This window comes from Marinobacterium jannaschii DSM 6295, from assembly GCF_000620085.1.
GTDB lineage: Bacteria > Pseudomonadota > Gammaproteobacteria > Pseudomonadales > Balneatricaceae > Pontibacterium > Pontibacterium jannaschii.
In genome coordinates, this window is sequence record NZ_JHVJ01000018.1 from 24,711 (window position 1) to 47,285 (window position 22,575).

General features: G+C 57.5%; 20 protein-coding genes. 10 read left to right on the forward strand and 10 right to left on the reverse strand.

All coding sequences use genetic code 11. The features are described 5' to 3' along the window. Positions 1–27: 27 nt before the first annotated feature. Both Q354_RS0110450 and Q354_RS0110455 read left to right on the forward strand, forming a co-directional pair. On the forward strand, positions 28–984 hold the full coding sequence (locus Q354_RS0110450; RefSeq protein WP_027857557.1) for a YbgA family protein: 957 nt from the start codon (positions 28–30) through the stop codon (positions 982–984). Then, a complete protein-coding gene (locus Q354_RS0110455) occupies positions 981–2,363 on the forward strand; it encodes a cryptochrome/photolyase family protein (RefSeq protein ID WP_027857558.1) in 1,383 nt (460 codons plus the stop codon). Before Q354_RS0110450 ends, Q354_RS0110455 begins: the two co-directional genes overlap by 4 nt. 67 nt (positions 2,364–2,430) lie before the next feature. Here Q354_RS0110455 and Q354_RS0110460 read toward each other — a convergent pair whose 3' ends face one another. Next, the gene (locus tag Q354_RS0110460) at positions 2,431–3,789 is read right to left on the reverse strand and encodes an HD domain-containing phosphohydrolase (RefSeq protein ID WP_027857559.1); all 1,359 of its coding nucleotides are present in this window, start codon (positions 3,787–3,789) and stop codon (positions 2,431–2,433) included. Positions 3,790–4,039: 250 nt separating this feature from the next. Here Q354_RS0110460 and Q354_RS0110465 point away from each other — a divergent pair, with 250 nt between their 5' ends. Genes Q354_RS0110465 through Q354_RS0110475 form a run of 3 tightly spaced genes read left to right on the forward strand, consistent with a single transcriptional unit; the run spans position 4,040 to position 7,864 of the window. Further along, positions 4,040–4,609 (forward strand): response regulator, encoded by a 570-nt coding sequence (locus Q354_RS0110465; RefSeq protein ID WP_027857560.1) that lies wholly within the window; start codon positions 4,040–4,042, stop codon positions 4,607–4,609. A 58-nt stretch (positions 4,610–4,667) separates the two neighbouring features. Then, complete coding sequence (locus tag Q354_RS27360; protein WP_051560049.1) at positions 4,668–6,683, forward strand: EAL domain-containing protein; 2,016 nt, start codon at positions 4,668–4,670, stop codon at positions 6,681–6,683. Then, a complete protein-coding gene (locus Q354_RS0110475; RefSeq protein ID WP_027857561.1) occupies positions 6,680–7,864 on the forward strand; it encodes an HDOD domain-containing protein in 1,185 nt (394 codons plus the stop codon). The genes Q354_RS27360 and Q354_RS0110475 overlap by 4 nt, the downstream gene beginning before the upstream one ends. Before the next feature lie 2 nt (positions 7,865–7,866). On the opposite strand, the gene Q354_RS0110480 is transcribed toward Q354_RS0110475, so the two are convergent. Both Q354_RS0110480 and Q354_RS0110485 read right to left on the reverse strand, forming a co-directional pair. Beyond that, positions 7,867–8,640, reverse strand: a complete 774-nt coding sequence (locus tag Q354_RS0110480) for an HvfC/BufC N-terminal domain-containing protein (RefSeq protein WP_027857562.1) — start codon at positions 8,638–8,640, stop codon at positions 7,867–7,869. Continuing rightward, positions 8,637–9,509 (reverse strand): DUF692 domain-containing protein, encoded by an 873-nt coding sequence (locus Q354_RS0110485; RefSeq protein WP_051560050.1) that lies wholly within the window; start codon positions 9,507–9,509, stop codon positions 8,637–8,639. The genes Q354_RS0110480 and Q354_RS0110485 overlap by 4 nt, the downstream gene beginning before the upstream one ends. A gap of 377 nt (positions 9,510–9,886) precedes the next feature. On the opposite strand from Q354_RS0110485, the gene Q354_RS0110490 reads away from it, so the two are divergent. The 3 genes from Q354_RS0110490 (at position 9,887) to Q354_RS0110505 (ending at position 12,331) form a co-directional block, all read left to right on the forward strand. Then, positions 9,887–11,206, forward strand: coding sequence for a deoxyguanosinetriphosphate triphosphohydrolase (locus Q354_RS0110490; protein WP_027857564.1), 1,320 nt, complete (start codon positions 9,887–9,889; stop codon positions 11,204–11,206). Between the two features lie 29 nt (positions 11,207–11,235). Next, a complete protein-coding gene (locus tag Q354_RS0110495) occupies positions 11,236–11,610 on the forward strand; it encodes a translation initiation factor Sui1 (RefSeq protein WP_027857565.1) in 375 nt (124 codons plus the stop codon). A gap of 166 nt (positions 11,611–11,776) precedes the next feature. Then, a complete protein-coding gene (locus Q354_RS0110505; protein WP_027857566.1) occupies positions 11,777–12,331 on the forward strand; it encodes an NnrU family protein in 555 nt (184 codons plus the stop codon). Positions 12,332–12,495: 164 nt separating this feature from the next. Here Q354_RS0110505 and Q354_RS0110510 read toward each other — a convergent pair whose 3' ends face one another. The 5 genes from Q354_RS0110510 to Q354_RS0110535 form a co-directional block, all read right to left on the reverse strand. Continuing rightward, positions 12,496–13,284, reverse strand: coding sequence for a sulfite exporter TauE/SafE family protein (locus Q354_RS0110510; RefSeq protein WP_027857567.1), 789 nt, complete (start codon positions 13,282–13,284; stop codon positions 12,496–12,498). A 192-nt stretch (positions 13,285–13,476) separates the two neighbouring features. Beyond that, positions 13,477–14,133 (reverse strand): glycine-rich domain-containing protein, encoded by a 657-nt coding sequence (locus tag Q354_RS0110520; RefSeq protein WP_036229417.1) that lies wholly within the window; start codon positions 14,131–14,133, stop codon positions 13,477–13,479. 3 nt (positions 14,134–14,136) lie between these two features. After that, positions 14,137–14,358 (reverse strand): hypothetical protein, encoded by a 222-nt coding sequence (locus Q354_RS0110525; RefSeq protein ID WP_027857569.1) that lies wholly within the window; start codon positions 14,356–14,358, stop codon positions 14,137–14,139. A 2-nt stretch (positions 14,359–14,360) separates the two neighbouring features. Next, positions 14,361–15,527, reverse strand: coding sequence for a chromate efflux transporter (gene chrA / locus Q354_RS0110530; protein ID WP_036229420.1), 1,167 nt, complete (start codon positions 15,525–15,527; stop codon positions 14,361–14,363). A 167-nt stretch (positions 15,528–15,694) separates the two neighbouring features. After that, positions 15,695–16,657: a methylenetetrahydrofolate reductase gene (locus tag Q354_RS0110535; RefSeq protein ID WP_027857571.1), complete on the reverse strand. Its 963-nt coding sequence runs from the start codon at positions 16,655–16,657 to the stop codon at positions 15,695–15,697. 207 nt (positions 16,658–16,864) lie between these two features. Between Q354_RS0110535 and Q354_RS0110540 the strand changes: the two genes are divergently transcribed. After that, positions 16,865–17,431, forward strand: a complete 567-nt coding sequence (locus Q354_RS0110540; RefSeq protein WP_027857572.1) for a DUF1285 domain-containing protein — start codon at positions 16,865–16,867, stop codon at positions 17,429–17,431. Between the two features lie 72 nt (positions 17,432–17,503). Then, a complete protein-coding gene (locus Q354_RS25370; RefSeq protein ID WP_169828875.1) occupies positions 17,504–18,844 on the forward strand; it encodes a sigma-54-dependent transcriptional regulator in 1,341 nt (446 codons plus the stop codon). A 793-nt stretch (positions 18,845–19,637) separates the two neighbouring features. Here the strand turns inward: Q354_RS25370 and nirD are convergent. Then, positions 19,638–19,979: a nitrite reductase small subunit NirD gene (gene nirD, locus Q354_RS0110550; RefSeq protein WP_027857573.1), complete on the reverse strand. Its 342-nt coding sequence runs from the start codon at positions 19,977–19,979 to the stop codon at positions 19,638–19,640. A 31-nt stretch (positions 19,980–20,010) separates the two neighbouring features. Then, complete coding sequence (gene nirB / locus Q354_RS28545) at positions 20,011–22,503, reverse strand: nitrite reductase large subunit NirB (RefSeq protein ID WP_036229469.1); 2,493 nt, start codon at positions 22,501–22,503, stop codon at positions 20,011–20,013. Positions 22,504–22,575: the final 72 nt, after the last annotated feature.

A 22,575-nucleotide genomic window follows, 5' to 3' on the forward strand; every position in this document is an offset into this window, starting at 1 on the left:
ATATGGAAATGTTAACGGAGATTAAACATGGAAATGACTCATAAAATTCCGGTAGGCATCAGCGCCTGCCTCACCGGTCAGAAGGTGCGCTTCAATGGTGGACACAAGCAGTCCCGTTATTGCCTCGACGTGCTGAGTGATTGCTTTGATTTTATGCCGTTTTGTCCCGAGGTGGCGGTAGGGCTGGGAGTGCCGCGCCAGCCCATCCGGCTGGTGGGCGATGTGAAGGCACCGCGCGCCGTGGGTACTAATGATCCGTCGCTGGATGTGACCGAAGGCTTGCTGGCCCATGGCCGGCGCGTCGGCAATGAGATGGCTGAACTCTGTGGCTATGTGGTGATTAAAGGCTCACCCAGCTGCGGCTATGAGCGGGTAAAGATCTATCAGGAGAACAACTATCCGGCACCGGGTGGTGGCCGGGGACTCTTTGTACAGGGCCTGATGGAGACCAACCCGGTGCTGCCCATCGAAGAGGAGGGACGGCTGAATGATCCGGTGCTGCGGGAAAACTTTATCACCCGGGTATTTGCCTTCTACAGCTGGAAGCAGGCGGTGGAAGCTGATCCCAGCTACCACAACCTGCTGGAGTTTCATGCCTGTAACAAGTACCTGTTGATGGCCCACTCCTACGACGGCTACAAGCAGCTGGGCCGCTTTCTGGCAGAGGCGCATGAACAGCCGCTGGAAGACGCGATGGCGGAGTATATCCGCCGCTTTATGGCCTATATCGGCCAGCCGGCAGAGCGAAAGACCCATGTCAATGTACTGATGCATATGATGGGCTATATGAAGAAGGCGCTGGATTCTGAGTGCAAGCAGGAACTGCTGGAGAGTATCGAACAGTACCGCCGTGGCGAGGTTCATCTGGTGGTGCCGCTGACGATGCTGAAGCATTACCTTAAGCGGCACGGCAGCGAATATATTCTGAACCAGGCCTACCTTGATCCCCATCCTCACCAACTGGGGCTGCGTAACTACATATGAAACTGCTTTGGTTGCGAAATGACCTGCGGCTGGGTGACAACCCGGCCCTTTTTTATGCCTGCAGTACCGGCCAGCCGGTAACGGCAGTCGTGGCAGAGACGCCGGAACAGTGGGCCGTGCATGACGATGCACCGGCGAAGATCGGCTTCTGGCGCGATAATCTGGCGGCGCTGCAACCCCAGTTGGCAGCGCTGAATATACCGTTGAAGCGACTCCGGGTGGCGCGCTTCGATCAGGTCGCTGAGGCAATCGCCGGTCTGGCGGCTGAACTGGGTGCCAATGCGTTATTTTTCAACAATGAGTACCCGCTTAATGAGCAGCGCCGTGACCAGCAGGTGGCAGATATGCTGGCCGGACGTGGCATTGGCTGCCAGCGCTTCGATGGCGACCTGGTGATGCCGCCGGGTTCGGTACTGAACGGCCAGGGTGCGATGTTCAAGGTATTTACACCGTTCAGCCGTGCCTGGCGTCAACGTTACCTGCAACAGTTACCGGGCTGTCTGGGAATGCCTTCGGCTGTGCCACCCTCTCCGGTGACCTCAGATCCGTTAGCGGCCAATGACGCGAATTACCGTCGAGACCTCTGGCCTGCCAGCGAAGATGTGGCCCACCGGCGCTTACAGAATTTTGTTGCCCAGCGGGTGCAGGGCTATGGTGAGCAGCGTGACTATCCGGATATCAACGGCACTTCGCTGCTGTCGCCCTATCTCAGTTGCGGGGTGTTGTCGGTGCGTCAGTGTATTGCGGCCCTGCAGGCGGGCTGCGATGGCGATAGCTGGCTGGAGAGTCAGTGGCTGACCGAGCTGATCTGGCGTGAGTTTTACCGCCATCTGCTGCTCGCCTTTCCTGAAATGTCGAAGTTGCAGCCGTTTCGGCCTGAAGTCGAACAGCGTATCCGTTGGCGCCATGAACCCGAGCTGTTCCAGCGCTGGTGCGAGGGCGAGACCGGCTTCCCGATTGTCGATGCCGCTATGAAGCAGCTACAGCAGACCCACTGGATGCATAACCGCTTACGTATGGTAACCGCCTCATTCCTTACCAAGCTGCTGGGGGTAGACTGGCGCCTGGGTGCCGGGTTCTTTATGCGGAACCTGATCGATGGCGACTTTGCCTCAAACCTCGGTGGCTGGCAGTGGAGCGCCTCAGTCGGTGCTGATGCCGCGCCTTATTTCCGCATCTTCAGCCCGCAGCGTCAGGCTGAACGGTTTGATCCTGAAGGCCGTTTTGTCAAACGTTTCCTGCCTCAGCTGGAGCCGCTGCCGGCGAAAAAGCTCCATCTGCCGGGGGCGGGCGCTGCGGAAGGGTTACGCCCGGAAGCACTGGTCGATTACAGCGCGGCGCGCAAACGGGCGTTGCAGGAGTATCAGGACGGCGCCTGATACTGCCCCGCCTGTGGCCGGCGATAGGACTTCGTCGGCCGCATCCGGCTACAGGCGTGCCCGCTGATCAGACCGCGGCGGCCTCTTCAGCGGCAAAGACAAACACCTGCATCGCCACCTCCTCCTCGACCTCGTCGATGGTCCGCAGGCGGCTGATAATCGCTTCGCTCAGAAGGCTACCCTGAGGCAGCAGCATAATCTCATTCTGGTTAAACAGGTTGCGTGATAGCTGCATACCAGGTTCCAGCTGGTGGCTGCCAAGCATTTTCTCGTTGGCATGCAGGCTGTTTTCGCTGTTCAGGCTATCCAGTAGCGGCTTCAGGGCATTAATCACGGCCGGGTCGTAGAGCGTGCCGGCCCCTGCGGCGATGACCTCATAGGCACCGGCCGCGCTGAGCCGCTCCTCCTGCTGAATACCTTCCATATAGTTCACCAGATCCCTGATCGGACTGATGATGCGGGCGGCTGCCGGGATCTTCTGTCCCTGCGGCTGTTCTGCGGTGGCATTCTGACCATCAAACCGGGCATATTGCATTGCGATGGCGTTGGCCACCGGGACCAGGGTATCGACCGGCGTCAGCGCGGTCCGGGCGGCCAGGGGATGGCTATAGAACTGCTGGCGCTCGGTTTCGCTGAGACTGTTCCTCTGTTTGCATAACAGCTCTTCGGGCAGGCCCAGCATGCCGAGCTCATGCAGCATCCCGGTGAGATAACAGTGCTGGGTCAGTTCCTTGTCCAGTTTCAGCTGGGTGGCAAGCTTCGCTGCCGTATCGGCGATCATCTGCGTACGTTTACCGCCCAGGTATGGGTTCAGGCTGATCAGGTTGTAAAAGGTGCGGATACTGGCGCGATAACTTTCATTGATCCGGCTGGCCGTTCTCTTCAGTTTACTGTGGGCCAGCTGGATCTGTTCGGTACGCAGCCTGACCTTCTCTTCCAGTCCCTTGTTCATCTCCTGAAGCTGGGCATTCTGCTTCTGGGTCAGGCTATTGAGGCGCTCATTTTCACTGCGCAGTTTCATGAGCGAGAAGGCTTTATCCACCTTCAGCAGCAGGTCCTGGTTGTCCCATGGCTTATTGATGTAGTGCTCAATACGGCCCTGATTGATCGCCTGAACGGTGCTTTCCATATCGGCATAACCGGTCAGCAGGAAGCGGCAGGTCTGGGGATACATTTCGGCAACCTGTTGCAGAAATTCGGCGCCCGACATCTCCGGCATGCGCATATCGGAGATAACCACGGCGATATCGGAGTTGTCGGCAAGGGCTTCCAGCCCGGCATGACCGCCCTGTGCAATCACCACTTTATGGCCGGCGCCGCGCAGTAAGCGGCGCAGGGCAGACAGAATACTGTGTTCATCATCAACGCAGAGGATAGCGGCTTGTGGTGTTGGCTGACTGGTCTGGGCTGTGCTGGTGGCTTCCATGGCGGCTCCGGATCCTTAAATATCAGTAATTGCATCTGAATGCCGGACCGGCCCTCGCGCGGCGTCCGTATCTAAAGCTATAGCATAGATGCTGAAATTGTCACAATTGTCGCGTTTGACCTATTTGTCATTACTGCTATACCTAAAGCTTCGGGATTCAGATCTCTTTCATGCCGCTTGGAACTGACTTTCTGCTCAGATACAGGCTTTACAGAGGATAGATCTGATCGCTCAGTTTCGGGAGACGAATATGACATCAGCGCGTACCTACAGCAGTGGCGACGTCGCTAAAATCTGTGATGTTAACCAGCGTACGGTGATTCGCTGGATCGATCGGGGCGAGTTAATTGGCTTCAAACTGCCCGGCAGGGGCAACAACCGTATTACCTCCGAAGAACTGTTTCGCTTTCTGCAACGTAACGGCATGCCGCTTCCGCCTGAGCTTCAGCCGGCAGAGCGGCGAGTTCTGATCGTGGATGATGATAAGAACGTCGCGCTGGCGCTTCAGCGCGTTCTCAGGCGGATTGGCTATCATACAAGGGTTGCAGATGATGGATTCAGGACCGGGGCCTTGCTAGGCGCCTACCAGCCTGATCTGATCACGCTGGACTTGAGTATGCCGGGGCTGGATGGCTTCGATGTAATACGCTTTATACGTCACCATGAGAGTTACCGGCATATCCGCATTCTGGTTATTTCCGGTCTGGATGATATTCAGTTGCAACGGGCACGCGAGTCAGGCGCCGACGCCTGCTTGCCTAAACCATTTGATAATCAGGAGCTTGCCGATCAGGTCTGTGCGCTGACGGCGAGATCCTGAGCGCTGTCAGCCACCGCGCTGGCAGAACCGATAATAATTACACCGCAAGGGCGATATCATGGAACGAGTTCTGCTTCTGGTGGATGATGAACCGATGATCCTGAAAGCGTTACAACGGGTATTTCGCCGTTCAGGATACAAAGTAGTAACCGCAGAAAGCGGTGCCAGGGCACTTGAAGTGATGGCATCGCAACCGGTCGCCGTTGTCCTGTCGGACTTCCGGATGCCGAATATGAACGGCGCTGAACTGATGTCGAAGATCCGCAGGGACTATGCCGACACCGTACGTATGATATTAAGCGGCTATGCCGACCTTGATTCGATTATGCAGGCGATCAACAGCGGTGCTGTGTATAAGTTTCTGGCCAAACCCTTCGACGAGGCGGAACTAAGGTCCGCCGTGGAAGAGGCGTTTAACCTCTGGGCCGAGAACAGCCGCCTCAATACCTATCGCGAATTCGCCAACACCACCACCGATGCCATGATCCGGCTGGATGCCGAACACCGCATCGTGCTGGCGAATCCCGCAGCTGGCGATTTGATCGGTGATGATAGCCGCACTTTGCAGGGACATCTGCTAAGCAACTGGTTTCTTAATGCCGACGACCTCCTGTCCCGGGAAGGCCTGCTCGACGGCGATATGCTCTCTTTCCAGCGGCCGGATGGTTCCCTGCTACAGGCGTTCTATACCGCGATGCCGGGCGGTTGCCAGCTAACACTGGCGCTGGCACCGCTGAATACACCGGTACATAACGCTATGGGGGTCAGTAATCTGATGACCCGCGATCAGATGATGGGATTTCTCGATCAGCAGCTTGAAAGTGCTGTCGACAAGGCGGCCCTCTTCTATCTGGATATTCACAACTTCACCCAGATCAATCACAGCTTTGGCTATCGCTCTGCCGATCAGCTGCTGAAGGTGGTGGCCGATACGCTGATGGATCAGCTGGGTCAGGAAGACCGGCTGGCCTATATGGGCGGGGATGAATTTCTGTTGTTCAAGCCCGGAATCTCACTCAGCCATCAGGGACGGGACCTGATCACCCGCATACTGCAGCCGTTCGAGGCGATCATTCGCTGGGATGACAATGAGTGTTACCTGCGCTTTAACGCCGGATATGCGCTGGCGCCGGAGGATGGCGATACGCCGGAGGAGCTGGTGCGCAATGCGCAACTGGCCCTGAAAAGCGCCAAGGCCAGCGGTCGCAACTATTGCCCGCGTTACCAGACCGCGATGAACCTGCCGGGGCGAGAGATGCTGGAACTGCAGAACGGCCTGTTCCGCGCGCTTGAGCGGGATGAGCTGAGGGTCTATTACCAGAGCAAGGTCGATCTGAAAACCGGGTATATCGAAGGTGCCGAAGCGCTGTTGCGCTGGGATCGCTCGCAGCAGGGGGTGGTGTCCCCGGCCGTGTTTATCCCGTTGGCTGAGGACTCCGGACTGATCAACCCTATTGGTGAATGGGTATTACAAAGCTCGGTATCCCAGTCCCGCATCTGGCATATGGAAGGCTTGCCGGGATTCCGGCTGGCGGTCAACCTGTCTTCGGTGCAGTTGCAGCATCCGGGTATAGTCGATGCCATTACCAACATACTCAACCTCAGCGGCATGCCGCCGGAGTATCTGCAGCTGGAGATTACCGAGTCGGTGTTTCTCGGCGATGTCGAGGCCTGCAAGCGGTTACTGGAGACACTGAAAGGTCTGGGAATAAGCCTGGCGATTGATGACTTCGGGACCGGATACTCTTCATTTAACTATCTGCGGGATCTGCCGGTGGATGTGCTGAAAATAGACCGCTCTTTTGTAACCGGAATAGAGCAGGATAAGGAACGCCTCAGTCTGGTCTCCAGCATGATCCGGATGGGACATGACCTCGGTATGAAGGTTGTGGCTGAGGGCATCGAAAATGAACAGCAGTTGCAGTACCTGGCCGAGGCGGGCTGTGATCTCGGCCAGGGATTTCTCTTCAGTCCGCCGGTTCCGGCCGATTGTTTCCGGCGACAGCTGGAGCAGCAAACCTATCCGGTCCGCTTCAGGACAGAACCCAGGCCGTTGGCAGAGGCAGAGCAGTGAAGATTCTATTTATTGATGACGAAATTAATATCCTCAATTCGCTGCGCCGCCTGATGAGGCGATACCGGCAGGACTGGGAGTGCGAGTTCTGTAATGACCCGTTTCAGGCGGTCGAGTTGTTTACGCAGCAATCCTATGATCTGATCGTCAGCGATATGCGGATGCCGGGCATGAACGGCAGCAAGGTGCTGGCAGAAGCGAGCCGGCTGCAACCCGGCAGTATCCGGGTCATATTGTCAGGTTATTCCGAGCAGGACAGCTTTATCGAGGCCAGTAAGTGGTGTCATATTTTCATGCCCAAGCCCTATGACGAGGAGAGTATTCAGAGCCTGCTGAAGCGGGCGCGGGTGTTGAAAGAGATGCATCTGGAGCAGAGCGAAAAGCAGCGGCTGGGAGGCCTGTCCGAGCTGCCGGTGTTGCCGGAAATCTATCAGGAGGTAGACCTGCTGCTGGGACAGGAGGATTTCAGCGCAGCGCAGCTGGGGGCTCTGATTACCCGTGAGCCGGTGATGCTGGCGAAGATCATCCAGCTGGCAAACTCGGCTTTTTTCGCCCTGCCGGAGCCGGTTGCCAGCGCCGAAGAGGCCGTGGTCGCGCTGGGGACTGATGTCATTCGCGGTCTGGTGCTGAATCTCGGTCTGTTGAAATCCAACCGTCTGATTGACGAAAGCAGTCATCGGTTATTTCTGAATCGCAGCCTTGAGATCGCTGCGATGGCGATGCAGGTCGCCGATGTTGCAGGTGGAGGGCGTGCAGAGCGCGAAGCGGTGTTTAATGCCGGAATGCTGAATTGTCTCGGGAAGCTGGTGCTACTCTGTGAAGCCTCAATGGATACAGAGCAGATGCGTCATTATGTCAACCTGGCAGGGCAGCCACAGCGGATCTACGAAACGGAGCGTGGTTTATGTCACAGCAACGATGTGACGGCCTATCTGTTGCGTCTCTGGAGCTTTCCGGAGGGCCTGATCCGGCTGGTGACCGGAGAGGGTCTGGAGCAGGACAACCTGAGCCGCAATGCGCCTGCACTCTGGCTGCATTGCGCCATTGCATTCAGCCAGCCAGAGCCGCGCCCGATTGATTGCCTGTTCAGCGAAGGCTGGTTATCCCCGGCACTGAGTGACGGGGCGTTGCGAGCCGATATCGTCGAATGGTACGACCAGCTCGTTATCCAGCCGGCCTGAAGTCAGGCCTGTTCCTCAATCAGGTGATAGCCGGACAGCCAGTTGCGGGCCAGCAGGTCGGGCAGGTGGCAGCTGATATCCAGTGACTGCTGGGCCATCTCGCCCAGACTGTAGCCTTTCAGCAGGGCACCCAGAACTGCCGCCAGCGTATCATTGATCTGTTCGATGCGGGTGGCGTTTTCGTAGCGGTAGATGCAGACCCACTGCTGACAGCCGCGCGCTTCCAGGGGCTTATCCGGTACGCCGTTCTCAGCCTGAAGAAACTCCATCACCGGCCAGATACAGTACATCAGCCGCAGATTGCGACAGACATCAAAGGCCAGCATCGGGCTGAGTATCTCCGGCAGCGCAGCCAGTTGCTCGGTATCCAGCGGCCTGTCTTCCGGTGAGTGGCGACAGCTGTAGAGGTGCCACTCCATCAGGCTGAGTTCCGGCAGCATCTTCAGACTGTCCAGTTCAGGGTGTTCCTGGCACAGCTGTACCATCAGCATCGGAAAGCGGTCGCCGAAATGCATCAGGTCGTCCGTCTCGCTGCCGAAGCGCTGGGAATAAGTGACACATAGCTGATCAAAGAAGCTGTCGCCCAGTAACGCCTTGCTGGCCGGATAGAGCGACGCCAGGGCACCTTTTTGCAGGCGCAGGTTCTGCTCGCGGCAGATGCCGAGACACTCGGCCGGTTCCATATGCAGGCTGCCGATCTCGCTGCTGAGTTCGGGATGGGGTTTGCCGTTTATCTCGTCCAGCAGTGCCTGTTCGATCTGTTGCAACATAGTCATCGGCTTGCCCTCATCTTGCGCTGACGGCCCACCATCAGCTGTTCCAGCATATGTACTTCCTGCACCAGGGTATGCAACAGCGGCAGGTTGTAATCCCATTCCAGCGCCACCGGGACCGGACCGAACTGTTCCAGCGCGGCTTCATACAGCGCCAGTACGGCATCCTGCGGCTTACAGTCGCGGCTGGCGGTGAGGTAGCGCGAGCAATCGGTGAAACCACTGAGGTGAATCTGCCTTATCCGGCTGGCAGGCAGCTGGTCGAAGCAGTCCAGCGCATTGCGCCCGAGGTTGTACTGGTTGATGTAGCTGTTGCTGAGATCCAGTATCAGCAAGCAATCGGCGCGTTGCGCCAGTGCGGCCATAAACTCACCCTCGCTCAGGGTACTGTGGGTATAGCGGAAGTAGCAGGCCGGGTTTTTCAGCAGTATCTGTTGGCCGAGATAGTCCTGCACTTCCTGTATCCGCGGTACCAGATGATCCAGCGCTTCTTCAGTCAGCGGCAGTGGCAGCAGGGTCTGGCTGAACTGGCCGTCCAGCGAACTGAAGGCGATATGATCAGAGATACAGCTGCTCTCCAGCCGGATGGCCAGCTGCTTCAGCTGCTTCAGGTAGCGGTAGTTGAGCGGTTCGGCAGATCCGAGAGACATACGGCTGCCGTGCAGGCTGAGGGGGCTGAAGCAGCGGATCTGCTCCAGCAGTCTCATCTCCGGACCGAGCATATCCACATGCAGGTCACTGAGAATCTCCAGCCAGCTGAGGCCGGGTTTATGTTGCAGAAAGTCCCTGTAGTGCCCCTGGCGCAGGCCGAGTCCTGCGCCAGCCAGTGTCCACTGGTTATAGTTCTGTATCGGCGTGGTCCGGTCCGACATATCAACACCTCCCCCGACTTGACTGTTTCGGTTGTGAGGTGCCGTCTGACTGGCTTTGGTCCTCCTCCCTGTACTGGCCTCAGGAAACTGCTGCGGGACACTGCGAATAAGTCTATTCGGGTCTCTGAATGTCAGGCAGAGCGCTTCGGAGGCTTATTCGCAGGTTCCCCTCGTATACTGCTATAGCAATATACGGCAGATATGATTTAGCTTAGAACATAATCTCCCGCCAACGAGCGCCTGAAAGTGCGCGGCATACAGTTCTGGCGGGCACGGCCGATATATCATAAAAATTACCTAAGGAACCTGCCGCGGGTTGATGAGTGAACGTTCGCAGGTGACCTGAAGATCAGGACGAATGGTGAGGGAGTCGATCTATGAAAATGACCTGGGAAGCCCTTCTCAGTACCAAACGTTACGGCCATAAGGCGCTGCCACCCCAGGAGGTGGGGCGTAGCCACTTCCATAAAGACCATGACCGCATCATCTTCTGCAGTGCGTTTCGCCGCCTGGGAAGGAAAACCCAGGTTCATCCGCTGGCACTGAACGACCATATCCATACCCGCCTGACTCACTCGGTTGAAGTTGGCAGTGTGGGACGCAGCCTGGGCATCCGGGTGGGTGAGCTGCTGGCGGATGAACTGCCGGGCTGGATCACCGCCGCCGATCTGGGAATGATCGTGCAGTCGGCCTGCCTGGCCCACGATATCGGTAACCCGCCGTTTGGTCATGCCGGTGAATACGCCATTCGTGACTGGTTCCGCCATCGCCTCAACGGCCCCCTGCTGGAGGGACTGAGTGAGATCGAAATCAAAGACCTGCAAACCTTTGAAGGTAATGCACAGGGATTTCGGGTGGTGACCTGTATCGAAAATAACCTCTTCGATGGCGGCCTGCGCCTGACCTATCCGACGCTCGGCACGCTGCTGAAATACCCCTGGACGGTTAAGGACGCCACGGCCAAGGGCAAGTTCAGCTGCTATCAGGCGGAAATTCCTATACTCAATGAGCTGGCCCGCGAGCTTGGGCTGGTGCCGCAGGATACTGACCGCTGGTGCCGCCACCCCCTCAGCTGGCTGCTGGAGGCGGCGGATGATATCTGTTACGCCATCCTTGATCTGGAAGATGCCATTGAGCTGAACATCCTGACGTTTGAGGAGGTCAGGCCTATCCTGCTGGAGCTGTGTGGCGATCAGGCCCATGAAGCCGAGTTGCTCAGCAGCGAAGTCTCGGCGCGACGTAAGATCTCGGCCTTGCGCGGCAAGGCGATGGAATCGATGGTGAACTCGGCGGTTGCCGCCTTTATGGATCATCGCGATGCGATTATGCGTGGTATCTATGCCGGAGAACTGCTGGCCGACGGTGACCCGGGCGTCCGTGACGGCCTGCATAAGGCCAAGACCCTGGCGCAGCAGCGGGTGTTTCCGGACAACCGCAAGGCCGAGCTGGAAGTCGGCGCTTACACCACGCTGGGTATCCTGCTGGAGCAGTTCTGTATGGCGGTCCATGAAAATCACACTAAGGGCGGTGTCGATCTCAGCTATCGCACCCAGAAGATCAAGAGCCTGATGGGCGTCCATGCGCCGCCGTCCGAGATGCCGTTGTACAACGCTTATATGCGGGCGCTCGATTTCATCAGCGGGATGACCGACAATTACGCCTCATATCTGGCGCGTCAGATCGGCGGCCTGGGATAAATTAGTCAGCTTAAGCGCAGGAGTAGTCGATGGCTTCAATGAAAGACCAGTTACGGGGACTGGTGTACTCAACCGAACATGGCCGTACCTGTCCACAGTGCGAGCAACCGGAAGACAGCTGTATCTGTGACCAGCTGCAGGATCAGGCCCGCCTGGAAACGCTGGACGGCATAGTGCGCATTCGCCGCGAAACATCCGGCCGCAAGGGCAAAGGTGTGACTACACTGAGTGGTATCCCGTTGTCTGAGCCGGAACTGAAAGCACTGGCGAAGAAGCTGAAAAAGGTCTGTGGTACCGGTGGCGCACTGAAAGAGGGTGTGATCGAGATACAGGGCGATCACCGGGATAAACTGAAGCTGGCACTGGAAAAGGAAGGCTTCAAGGTGAAACTGGCGGGCGGCTGATATGGCTAAAAAGAAGGCCTGCCGGGTCTGCCTGATACTGCGTTTTATCGCCCTGTTCGGCGTGGTGGTGGCCGTTTTCGTAGCCAATGGGTTATTTGAATTCTTGAATTAAAGTCAGAGGATCTGATCAGCGTTAAAGGGAGTTACCGTTGTAGAGGGTAGCTGAATGAAGACACTGTTAGGCGGGCTGGGGCTGTTCCTGCTGATCCATATGCTGCCACAGGTGCGGCCATTACGTTATTGGCTGCGTCTGCGTATCGGCAACGAACGCTATCTGGCGTTCTTTAGTTTTTTCACCCTGATTGCGCTGATGCTGGTGGGGATCGGCTATTCACAGACCGAAGTCCAGCTGCTCTGGCAGCGACCGCAATGGACATCGTTGCTGACACTGGTGTTGATGCCGTTCTCTCTGGCGCTGATCCTGGCCGCTTTTCAGCGCTGTAATCTGAAACGCCTGACCCTGCACCCGATGATGTGGGGTATCAGCCTCTGGGCACTGGCCCATCTGATCAGCAACGGTTCGCAGCGCTCGCTGATACTGTTCGGCACTTTGGGCTGTTTCGCCCTCTACAAGCAGTGGGTTCTGCGTCGACGCTGGCCTGAGCTGAAGTTTGCCCGCGCCCCGTTGTGGCGCGACCTGAGTCTGGCTCTGCAGGCTCTGCTGCTGACCTACCTGATGCTGCAGATACACCCCTGGCTGTTCGGGGTGGCGGCACTCTGAGCATCAGCCCAATAGTACGGTCAGCCCGATAGCCTCCATATCGATGATGACGGCCTGATCGCGGGTTACCCTTAGCGCCGTCACACTTTCAGTATCCCGTCCGGCTAGTATCAGTCCGGACCGGTATCGCCGGCCGTAGTGGCCGCCCCGCAACCGCAACGGTTTCAGGCGAAGCTGTTCTGAATAAGTCCGATAATACTGGTCAGTACCAGAACCGAGCCGATCACCCGGTAGAACAGCGGCGACTCTGCTGCCACGATGCGGGCGTGGAAGCGCATGCCGATCAGGTGGCCGATTGCGGCACAGGGCAGCAGCCAGAGGTGATGGATCAGCTGCAGGTCCACCCCGGCAATGATGAATGACGCCATCTTGATCACCACCAGAATAAACCAGAGCACAAACAGCGTATCCCGTAGCTGATGCTTGGCCACATGGGAGGCATAGACGGCGACAATCAGCGGCGCCCCGATCAGCGAGGTTCCGCTGACATAGCCGCCGAGCATCAAAAACAGGGTATCCAGCCATTTATTGTTACTGCGAAACGGCTTATTGAGGATATAGGAGGTGGCATACACCATCACAATGCAGAAGATAATGCCGCTCATCAGTTCGGCGGGCAGGGTTAACAGTCCCAGTACGCCAACCAGTTTCGGGACAATCATCACACCCAGTGAGTACTTCAGGTACGCCCAGTCGATACTGCTCTCGACACCCGGCTGGTTCCGTCGCCGGGCCTGCCAGTTTTTGAGTTGTTCCGGCCCGGTGATAATCAGCGAAAATACCAGCAGGTGCATGCCGATCAGAGGCAGAAACAGCAGCGGGTCATTATTAATCAGCAGCAAAAACGGCAGTGACAGTACCGCTCCGCCAAAGCCGAGGCCTGCGCGGACGAAGCCGCTCCAGATAAAAATCAGGCCGATTAAAGCATATTGTGACCACAGCAGTTCGTTCACGAGAGTTCCCTGAAAGTGAATTAGACGATGTAGAAGGAGGGCATGGGACTTTACTCCCGCTGCCGGCTGGCTGCAATCCGTGGCGCACAGCTGGCACAGCCGAACGAAGTTTCTCAGGTGTGATTAAGCGCCGGGCAGATACCCGGGGCCGATGCTCAGACTGATCGTCGGCATCGCCGCCCGCTGATCGATTCAGTCGCCGCCACAACCTCCGCCGCCGCAACCGCTGTCACTGCCGCTATCGCTGCTACAGCCCCCGCCACAGCCGGAACTGCAACCAATATGGGTTGCGCAGTAGTTGTTATCGCTGCGTTTGCCGAGGCAATCGAGAGAGTAGTGAAAGCCGTCCGGTATCAGCAGCAGGGCATCCAGCGCGAACAGCAAGGGCAGGCTGGAGGGTTTATGGGGATCGATCCCTTCCCTCAGGCAGGCGATGCGCCAGGCGCGTTTAATGCCCTGCTGGGCTGAGGTGCGGGCCTGCATCGCTTCGGCCGGGGTATGGTGCAGGAAGCGTCCCAGTCCCTTGCGGCAGAACTGATCGTATTCGCGGGTAAAGAGAATAAACTCATGCCAGACCAGATCCACCGCCTGAGACGGCATAGCGATCATCCGGCCCCGGGCTTCGCGACAGATCTGGAAATACTCGCGCAGGGACTGTAGCACCAGATCCTGCTGAGCCGGCGTCAGGTGGGGGTAAGTGGTGGCCAGTCGTTGCTGCAGTCGGGCACGGAAGGCATAGTCCTCAATAAATGCCTGCCGTGCCTTGTTTTGTCGCTTGCGCCAGCCAGCCACCAGTGCAACGGTTGCGACCAGGGTGGTGGCTGCCTCAAGCCAGTACTCGGCCAGCATCGCTCAGTCCGGCTTATAGCGAGCGGCGCTGATAATGCTGATCAGGTGCACCACGGCCGCGATAATCGCCGGGAAGATCAGCCAGTACATGGCATAGCCGCCGGCGGTAATGACGAAAAACAGGATCGCCGCCAGCAGCCGTCCCTGAATCAGCTGGCCAAGCCCGGGAATAAACACATTACATAAAGCGGCAATGACATTACCGGCACTACCTTGTTGACTCATATTTAAACTCCGTAGAAATAGTTGCCGGCACCGTAAGCGATAAACAGGCTTACCAGCAAAAGAATGTTCAGTTTCAGTCCGCGCAGTAACAGCAGGCCCAGCAACACGATAGCGAAGTCCTGAGCACTGCTGACGGCAGTGGCAAATACCGGCTGGTAAAGCGCACTGATCAGCAGGCCGACCACTGCAGCATTCACCCCTTTAATCGCCGCCGCGATACGGGGCTTCTGGTTCAGGCTGACCCAGCTGTCATGAAAGGCGATCAGCAACAGGAATCCGGGCAGGAAGATCGCCAGTGTCGCCAGCAAGGCTCCCAGGAAAGGGGATTGCTGCCACATCTCGGCCCCCAGGAATGAGGCCAGGGTAAACATCGGCCCCGGTACGGCCTGTGCGGCGGAGTAGCCCAGCAGGAAGCGGTCGGTGTCAATGCTGTCGCCGACCAGTTCCTGCAACAGGGGCAGCACCACATGGCCGCCACCAAACACCAGAGAGCCACTGGTATAGAAGGCCTGAAACAGCTCAAGCAGCGGCTGGCTGAAGGCCAGCGGAACCAGGCCGCAGATCAGGAACAGTATCGCCGCGCCCTTGCGCGGCCTGACCACCGAGGCGGGTGACGCCGGTGCCGGGTCATAGCCGGCCTGACTGCCGATCAGTGCGGCCAGCAGCAGGATGATCATCTGGCTGGCGATTCCGGGGATCAGCAGCAGTACCGCGGCGGTGACCACCGCGACGCAGGCGCTCCAGCGCTGCTGGCAGAAATTGCTGAACATGCCGTAGGCCGCATCGGCGACCACCACCACCGCCAGTAGCTTCAGGGCGTGGATAATACCGTCGGTAACGGCCGAGGGCTGCTGCAGCAACAGGCTGGTGGCCAGCAGATACATCAGCAGGAAGGAGGGCAGGGTAAAGCCGATAAAGGCGCTCATGCCACCCAGGACACCGGCCCGGCGCATACCGACGGCAAAGCCAACCTGGCTGGAGCCGGGCCCGGGCAGGAACTGACTCAGGGCGACCAGACCGGCATAGGATGAATCGTCCAGCCAGCGGTGTTTTTCAACAAAGTACTTACGGAAATAGCCGATATGGGCGGCCGGTCCGCCAAAGCTGACAAAGCCCAGGCTGAAGAAACGCAGGAAAATTTCGACCAGTGCAGCCGGTGTCGCTTTCATTGCAGATAGGTCCTTCTGAAACAACTTTTTAAAAGTAATCAGCTTTCAGGTTTATACCAGATCTGTATGAAGCTCGTATAGCGGGGAATGCGCCTATAAAAAAGCCGCACCAGGACGGGCCCGGTGCGGCGCAATGTTCTGTTGAACAGGGAAAACTGCCAGCGATTTTACTCGGATTCGACCAGCTGTTCAGCTAGCTTAAGGTCTAGGGTCGCTTTCAGTAACTTGTAAAGACGGATAGAGGCATCTATCTCATCCTTGCGGTTTGTCAGGCTTTCGATGTTCAGGCCCAGCGGGATGCCGAGGGAGATAACGGCTTCCAGAATCTGGTCCAGGCTGTTACGGCAGACCCGGATCGACTCAGCCAGCGGGTCCTGCGCATCCAGGATACGGTAACGGGTGGCGACCGGGATGGAGATCCCCAGCCACTCCATAAACTCCAGCGTCTTGGCGCTGCCGCAAGGGGTGAAGGTAAGGATCACCCGCTTCGGTGCTTCACCTTTTTCTCGGCACTCACGGGCGTAGCTGCTCAGCAGGTCGATAGTCGCCTGCGGGTTGTATACCGCCTGGGAAACGAAGAAGTCACAGCCCTGTTCGACCTTACGTGACAGGCGCTGATGCTCATCGCCTTTGACCGCGTGGCGCTCAGCGATAGTCACCCCACCAAGGTGGAAGGGCTGTTGGTGCTCGGCCAGCACATCGTAGGCATCATTCAGGCTCAGCTTGATATCGCCGTCCGATGACGGGCTGCCGACCATCACGATGTCGCGCACGCCGTAGGTATACCAGGCTTCGCTCAGCCATTCGTTGAAGTCTTCGCGGTTACGCTGTGAGACGCTCTTATAGGTGATAACCGGCGTATTGGACTTATCACGCAGCAGTCGGGAATACATTCGTGGATCGTGAGTATGCGCAAACGGAAACGGCCGTGGTGAATCAATACGGCTGCTCTCATCCTGAATGTCATAGACGATCAGGCCGTCATAATCGAGCTGTCCCAGGCGGGCCAGCAGCTTGTCGGCGATTTCGTTAACCTGCGCCATTTCAGTGCTTTTCTTCGGTGGACAAGTACCAATGAAGTAAACACCCCGGGTTGGGTCAGCGAATTTTTCTCTCAGATCCTGGTTCATGATTCTATGCAATGTGGTTTTGTCGTTTTAATTGCTATGCATTCTAACAATTAACTCTATTCATGTGATTAAGTTATAAGTTGAAAGTTTTTGCAGTTAAGGTGAGTGATTCTAATAAGCCTTCTGCGACAGTCCCTGTATCAGGATAGTTGAGTCGCTCTCACGCAGGCCCTAAAGTAACTTTAAATACGAGATGGGAGAGAGACAGTGACCGAACGTGGTTTTGACCTGGCGGCTGCCAGCAAGCAGATAGAGCAGGGCAGTGGCGAGGGCATTCCGCCACTGGAAAAGTGGAACCCGGACTTCTGCGGCGATATCGATATGCGTATCGCCCGGGATGGCAGCTGGTACTACAACGGCACCCCGATTGGCCGCCCGGCGATGGTGAAGATGTTCTCCCGGGTGCTGTGGCAGGAGGAGGGCCGGTTTTTCCTTAAGACACCGGTAGAGAAAGTCGGGATCGAAGTGGAGGATGCGCCATTCCTGTTTATCAGTGTGGAGCAGCGTGAGGGCGAGTCGGGCCGCGAACTGCTGTTCCGCAGTAAAACCGATGATGTGGTGGTGGCCGGGCCAGCCCATCCGCTGCGGGTTGAGGTCGATGCGCACAGTGGTGAGCCCTCTCCTTACCTGATGGTGCGCTTTGGGATGGAGGGGCTGATCGGCCGCTCACTGTTCTATCAGCTGGTGGAGATGGCTGAGGAGCGGGAAGTGGAGGGTGTCAGCCATCTGATGCTACAAAGTCAGGGCGAGTGGTTTAGCCTGGGCACACTGTAATTCGCCGGCAGAAAACCCATTCAAAAATTTGATGTCTATGCTTAGCAGAGACCGGTTTATGGATGGATGGGCATGGCGAAGCGATCGCTTGAAGTGTTGCTGGTGGATGATGACGTTGCCGTATTGAATGCGCTGGAACGTGTCTTGCGTGCCCTGCCATTACGGATAACCCGCTTCTCGGACCCCCGTGAGGCCCTGGCCCGATGCCGGCAACAGCAGTTTCAGGTGGTGCTGTCTGACCAGCGGATGCCCTGGATGCAGGGTACCGAACTGTTGCAGGAGATCGCCAGGCTGCAACCTGATAGCACCCGCTTAATCCTCAGTGGCTATGCTGATTTCGACCAGATTATCGCGGCCTTCAATCAGGGCACCATTCAGCAGTTCCTGCAAAAGCCCTGGGATGATCAGCAACTGATAAGCCTGCTCAATAAACTTTGTAGTGAGCGGCTGCCCTCGTCCAGCGAGGAAGAGGCTCAGCTGTTCAACGGCATGCTGAGCGGCGACGCGGTGATGCAGAACCTGTTTTGCCAGATTCCCCGGATTGCGTTGGCAAATGCCCCGGTATTTATCCACGGTGAGACCGGCACCGGTAAAGAGCTTGTGGCACGGGCGATCCATGCCGAAAGCACCCGTTCTGAAGGGCCCTTTGTCGCCGTCAATTGCGCCAACTTCAGTGAGCAACTGATGGAGGCCGAGCTGTTTGGCCATAAGAAAGGTGCTTTTACCAGCGCCACTGCCGATCGTGACGGGCTGCTTAGCGAAGCCGATGGCGGTACCCTGTTTCTGGATGAGGTAACAACCTTGCCGATGCCGCTGCAGGCCAAGCTGCTACGGGTTCTGCAGGAGCGAAACTTCCGTCCGGTTGGCAGTAACCGGGTTGTCAGCTTTGATGCCCAGATCGTCTCGGCCTCGTCCACCGCACTGGCCGAGGCGGTGGCGCAGGGAAACTTTCGTTCCGACCTGCAGTATCGCCTGGGGGTCTTGCCCCTGCAGTTGCCGCCACTCTGTCAGCGCGGAGATGATCCGGTACGCCTACTGATGCTCTTCCTGCAACAGCTGGATCCAAAGCGGCAGTTCCGCCTCAGCGAAGGGATGGCAGCTTGTCTGCTGCAACACCGATGGCCCGGTAACGTGCGGGAACTCTACAATCTGGCTCAATACCTCTGTGCTATGACGGATTCTGAATTGCTGCAGCGGCATATGCTGCCGGAGTACTGGAGCCAGGACGTTATCGCAGCCGATGCCGTCAGCGGGCTGCCACATAAGATTCAGCTGGATCTGCAGAAGCTGGAAGCAGAACAGCTGGAGGCGTTACTTAACGAGCATGAAAATAACCGCAGTGCCCTGGCGCGGACGCTGGGCGTGAGCCGTATGAGCCTGTGGCGCCGGATGAAAGCACTGCAGCTTTCCTGAAACCGGTGACCGCCTGTTTCCTCATTGAATCACTTCTTTAAATACCTGTAACAGTAGTGTGACAGCTGTAACAGCTGATACAGGTAAAGGCTGTAACAGCACCTGTTCCTTTTTCTGTCATATTTTTGTAACTCATTGAATATTAATATCTTAATCAGACTGGCACGTAATCTGTATTAAGTAATATGCCTCAGTCGGAAATAAAACTGGCAGTCAGGATACAACCCTTAGTGAGGGCAAAGCGGGAGTATCTGATATCTGTCACCGGTTGCCGTAACGTCACGTCGGGACGACACAGACAACCACATCCCACCTCTGAGACGGCGGCTATTGTTTTCGTCTGGGGCGCCAGAATGCAATGCTCGCCGGGGACAGAAGCCCCGTTGAGCTGCCACCGGGAGGTGAATTGGTAAGGCTACGAGCTGCTGCTACGGAGAGGATTCAGGGAGGCGTCAGCCAGGGAGCGGCTGTTCAGCAGGGATGCTGTGATCGGGAGCTAAAGCAAAGGAAATTCTCAGTGAATAACGGGCCGAGGGACACGCCCGGCACAGGGATGTGCCCAGACCTAAATCTGTCGTTTGCTTAACCCGTGCCCATCGCCTGGGCTGGCTCAGGCCAGCCGGGCACGGTCTCCATTCTTCTTTTCTTGCCGGATTTCGTGCCAGGTCGTCACAGGGAGGTGACACCGCTTTTTCATTCCTCTGCTCCAGCCTTCAGGTTTCAATCCGCTGAAAATAAAAAACCGCCCGAAGGCGGTGGAAGGGCTTGCTTCATTGACGCAATTCAGCGGCGTTCAGGCGCAGATTTCGACCTGCTGATCCTTCAGGCGTACCGGCCATGTCTGCAGTGTAATGTCCTCTTCCAGGCACTCACCGCTCTGCAGGTCGTAATGTTGCTTATACAGTGGTGATGCGACCACCAACTTACCCTGCAGGTCGCCGACGATACCGCGGGCGATGACGTTGGCTTTGGCGATAGGGTCATGGTTACTGACCGCGAACACCTCGTTGTCCTGCCCCGGCAGGTAGAACAGGGCGATCTGCTCGCCGTTATGCAGGGCGGCAACGCCAGAGTCCGGTACCAGATCGTTCAGGTCGCAGAGGGGTTTCCAGTCAAGCTTTGCTTTGGTTGTCATTTTTTCTCTCCCAATCTGAAGGTGCGATGAGTTATGCCGGACGTGGCTGGCTGCGTTCCTGAATCATGACGATCTGGCTATCGGCGCTGTCATCATTGACGAAGGTGCGGAAGCGTTTCAGTTTTTCCGGATCTTCCAGGGTGGCTTTCCACTCACACTGATAAGTGCCCACGACCTGGGCCATCTGCTGTTCCAGTTCGGCGCTGATCTCCAGCTTGTCGTCGATCACCACTTCGCGCAGGTAGTCGAGGCCGCCTTCCAGGTTGTCCATCCATACCGAGGTACGCTGCAGGCGGTCAGCGGTCTTGATGTAGAACATCAGCAGGCGGTCGATATACCTGATCAGCGTCTCGTCATCCAGGTCGGTGGCAAAGAGGTCGGCATGGCGCGGTTTCATACCGCCGTTACCGCAGACATAGAGGTTCCAGCCGTTTTCGGTAGCGATAACGCCGATATCCTTACTCTGGGCTTCGGCACATTCACGGGTACAGCCGGAGACGGCGAACTTGATCTTGTGCGGTGAACGCAGGCCCTTGTAACGGTTCTCCAGGTTCAGTGCCATGCCGACACTGTCCTGCACGCCGTAGCGACACCAGGTGCTGCCGACACAGGATTTCACCGTACGCAGGGATTTGCCGTAGGCGTGGCCGGTCTCGAAACCGGCATCCACCAGCGCTTTCCAGATCTCAGGCAGTTCATGCAGCTGGGCACCAAACAGGTCGATACGCTGGCCGCCGGTGATCTTGGTGTAGAGGTCGTACTTCTTCGCTACCTCACCCAGCACGATCAGCTTGTCTGGGGTGATCTCGCCACCGGCGATACGCGGCACGATGGAGTAGGTGCCGTTCTTCTGCATGTTGGCCATAAAGGTATCGTTGGTATCCTGCAGGCCGACATGCTTCTCATCCATCACATGTTCGTTCCAGCAAGAGGCCAGGATAGAACCGGCCGTCGGCTTACAGATATCGCAACCCAGCCCCTTACCGTGCCTGGCCAGCAGCTCTTTAAAGCTGCGGATGCCTTCGACGCGCACGATGTGGTACAGCTCTTCGCGGGTATAGGCAAAGTGTTCACACAGATCGGTGCAGACCTCGACGCCGCGCTTCTCCAGCTCGCATTCCACCACGCTCTTCAGCAGGGCGGCACAGCCGCCGCAGCCAGAGGCGGCCTTGGTTGCCGCCTTCACGCCGGCGACATCGGTTGCCCCTTCGTCGATGGAACAGCAGACCTGGCCCTTGGAAACGTTGAGGCAGGAGCAGATAGTGGCGGTATCGGGCAGCGCATCCGGACCCAGGGCCGGAGAAGCGCCATCGCTCTGCGGCAGGATCAGGCTTTCCGGCTGGGCCGGCAGCTCGATACCGTTAAGGGCGTACTGCAGCAGGGTATCGTAGAGGCTGTTATCGCCCACCAGTACCGCACCCAGCAGGGTCTTCTTATCTTCACTGACGATGATGCGACGGTAGATCTGCTCGTCATCGTTGCTGTAGCGATAGCTGATGGCGCCCGGGGTATGGCCCTGGGCGTCGCCGATCGAGCCGACATCGACGCCGAGCAGCTTCAGCTTGGTACTCATATCGGCACCGAGGAACTGATCATCACCGCCGTTGAGGTGAGTGCCTGCTACCTTGGCCATGCTGTAACCCGGGGCTACCAGGCCAAAGATACGGCCGCTCCAGAGGGCGCATTCGCCGATGGCGTAGATATCCTTATCGGAGGTCTGGCAGTTGCTGTCGATCACGATACCGCCACGCTCACCGATCTCCAGGCCGCTCTGGCGCGCCAGCTCATCCTGCGGCCGGATACCGGCAGAGAACAGGATCACATCGGTCTCCAGCACTTCGCCATCGGCAAAGTTCATGCGGTGAACATGGTTTTCGCCATCATCGATCAGCTGGGTATTCTTGCCGGTATGCACGGTTACGCCCAGGTCTTCGATCTTACGACGTAGCAGGGCGCCGCCATCCTCATCCAGCTGCACCGCCATCAGACGCGGGGCAAACTCCACCACATGGGTTTCCAGTCCCAGATCACGCAGCGCCTTGGCGGCTTCCAGGCCAAGCAGGCCGCCGCCGACCACCACGCCGACCTTACCCTTAGCGGCGGAAGCGGTGATCTGTTCCAAATCTTCGATGGTGCGGTAGACCAGGCAGTGCTCACGGTCATGGCCCGGTACCGGTGGTACGAAAGGGAATGAGCCGGTCGCGAGTACTAACTTGTCATAGCTGATCTGCTCGCCGTTGGCGGCGGTGATCAGCTTATTGTCACGGTCAATAGCGGTCGCCTTGTCGCCCAGACGGACATTCAGCCCCCAGCGGGCATAGAGTTCCGGCTTACCCATGGCCAGGTCGTCCGCCGTCGAGCCTGAGAAGTAGGCGCTGAGGTGGACGCGGTCGTAGGCCAGGCGGGGCTCTTCACAGAATACGGTGATATCCCAGGCTTCGCTCTGTCCGGTTTCCACCAGGTTTTCCAGAAAGTGGTGGCCTACCATGCCATTACCGATGACGACCAGTTTAGATTTGTTCATTGGGTAGCTCCTGTCGGAAATCTCAGCCCGCAGCTCTTTCTCCAGAGCCTGTTCGGGACGTGACGGGTTTAG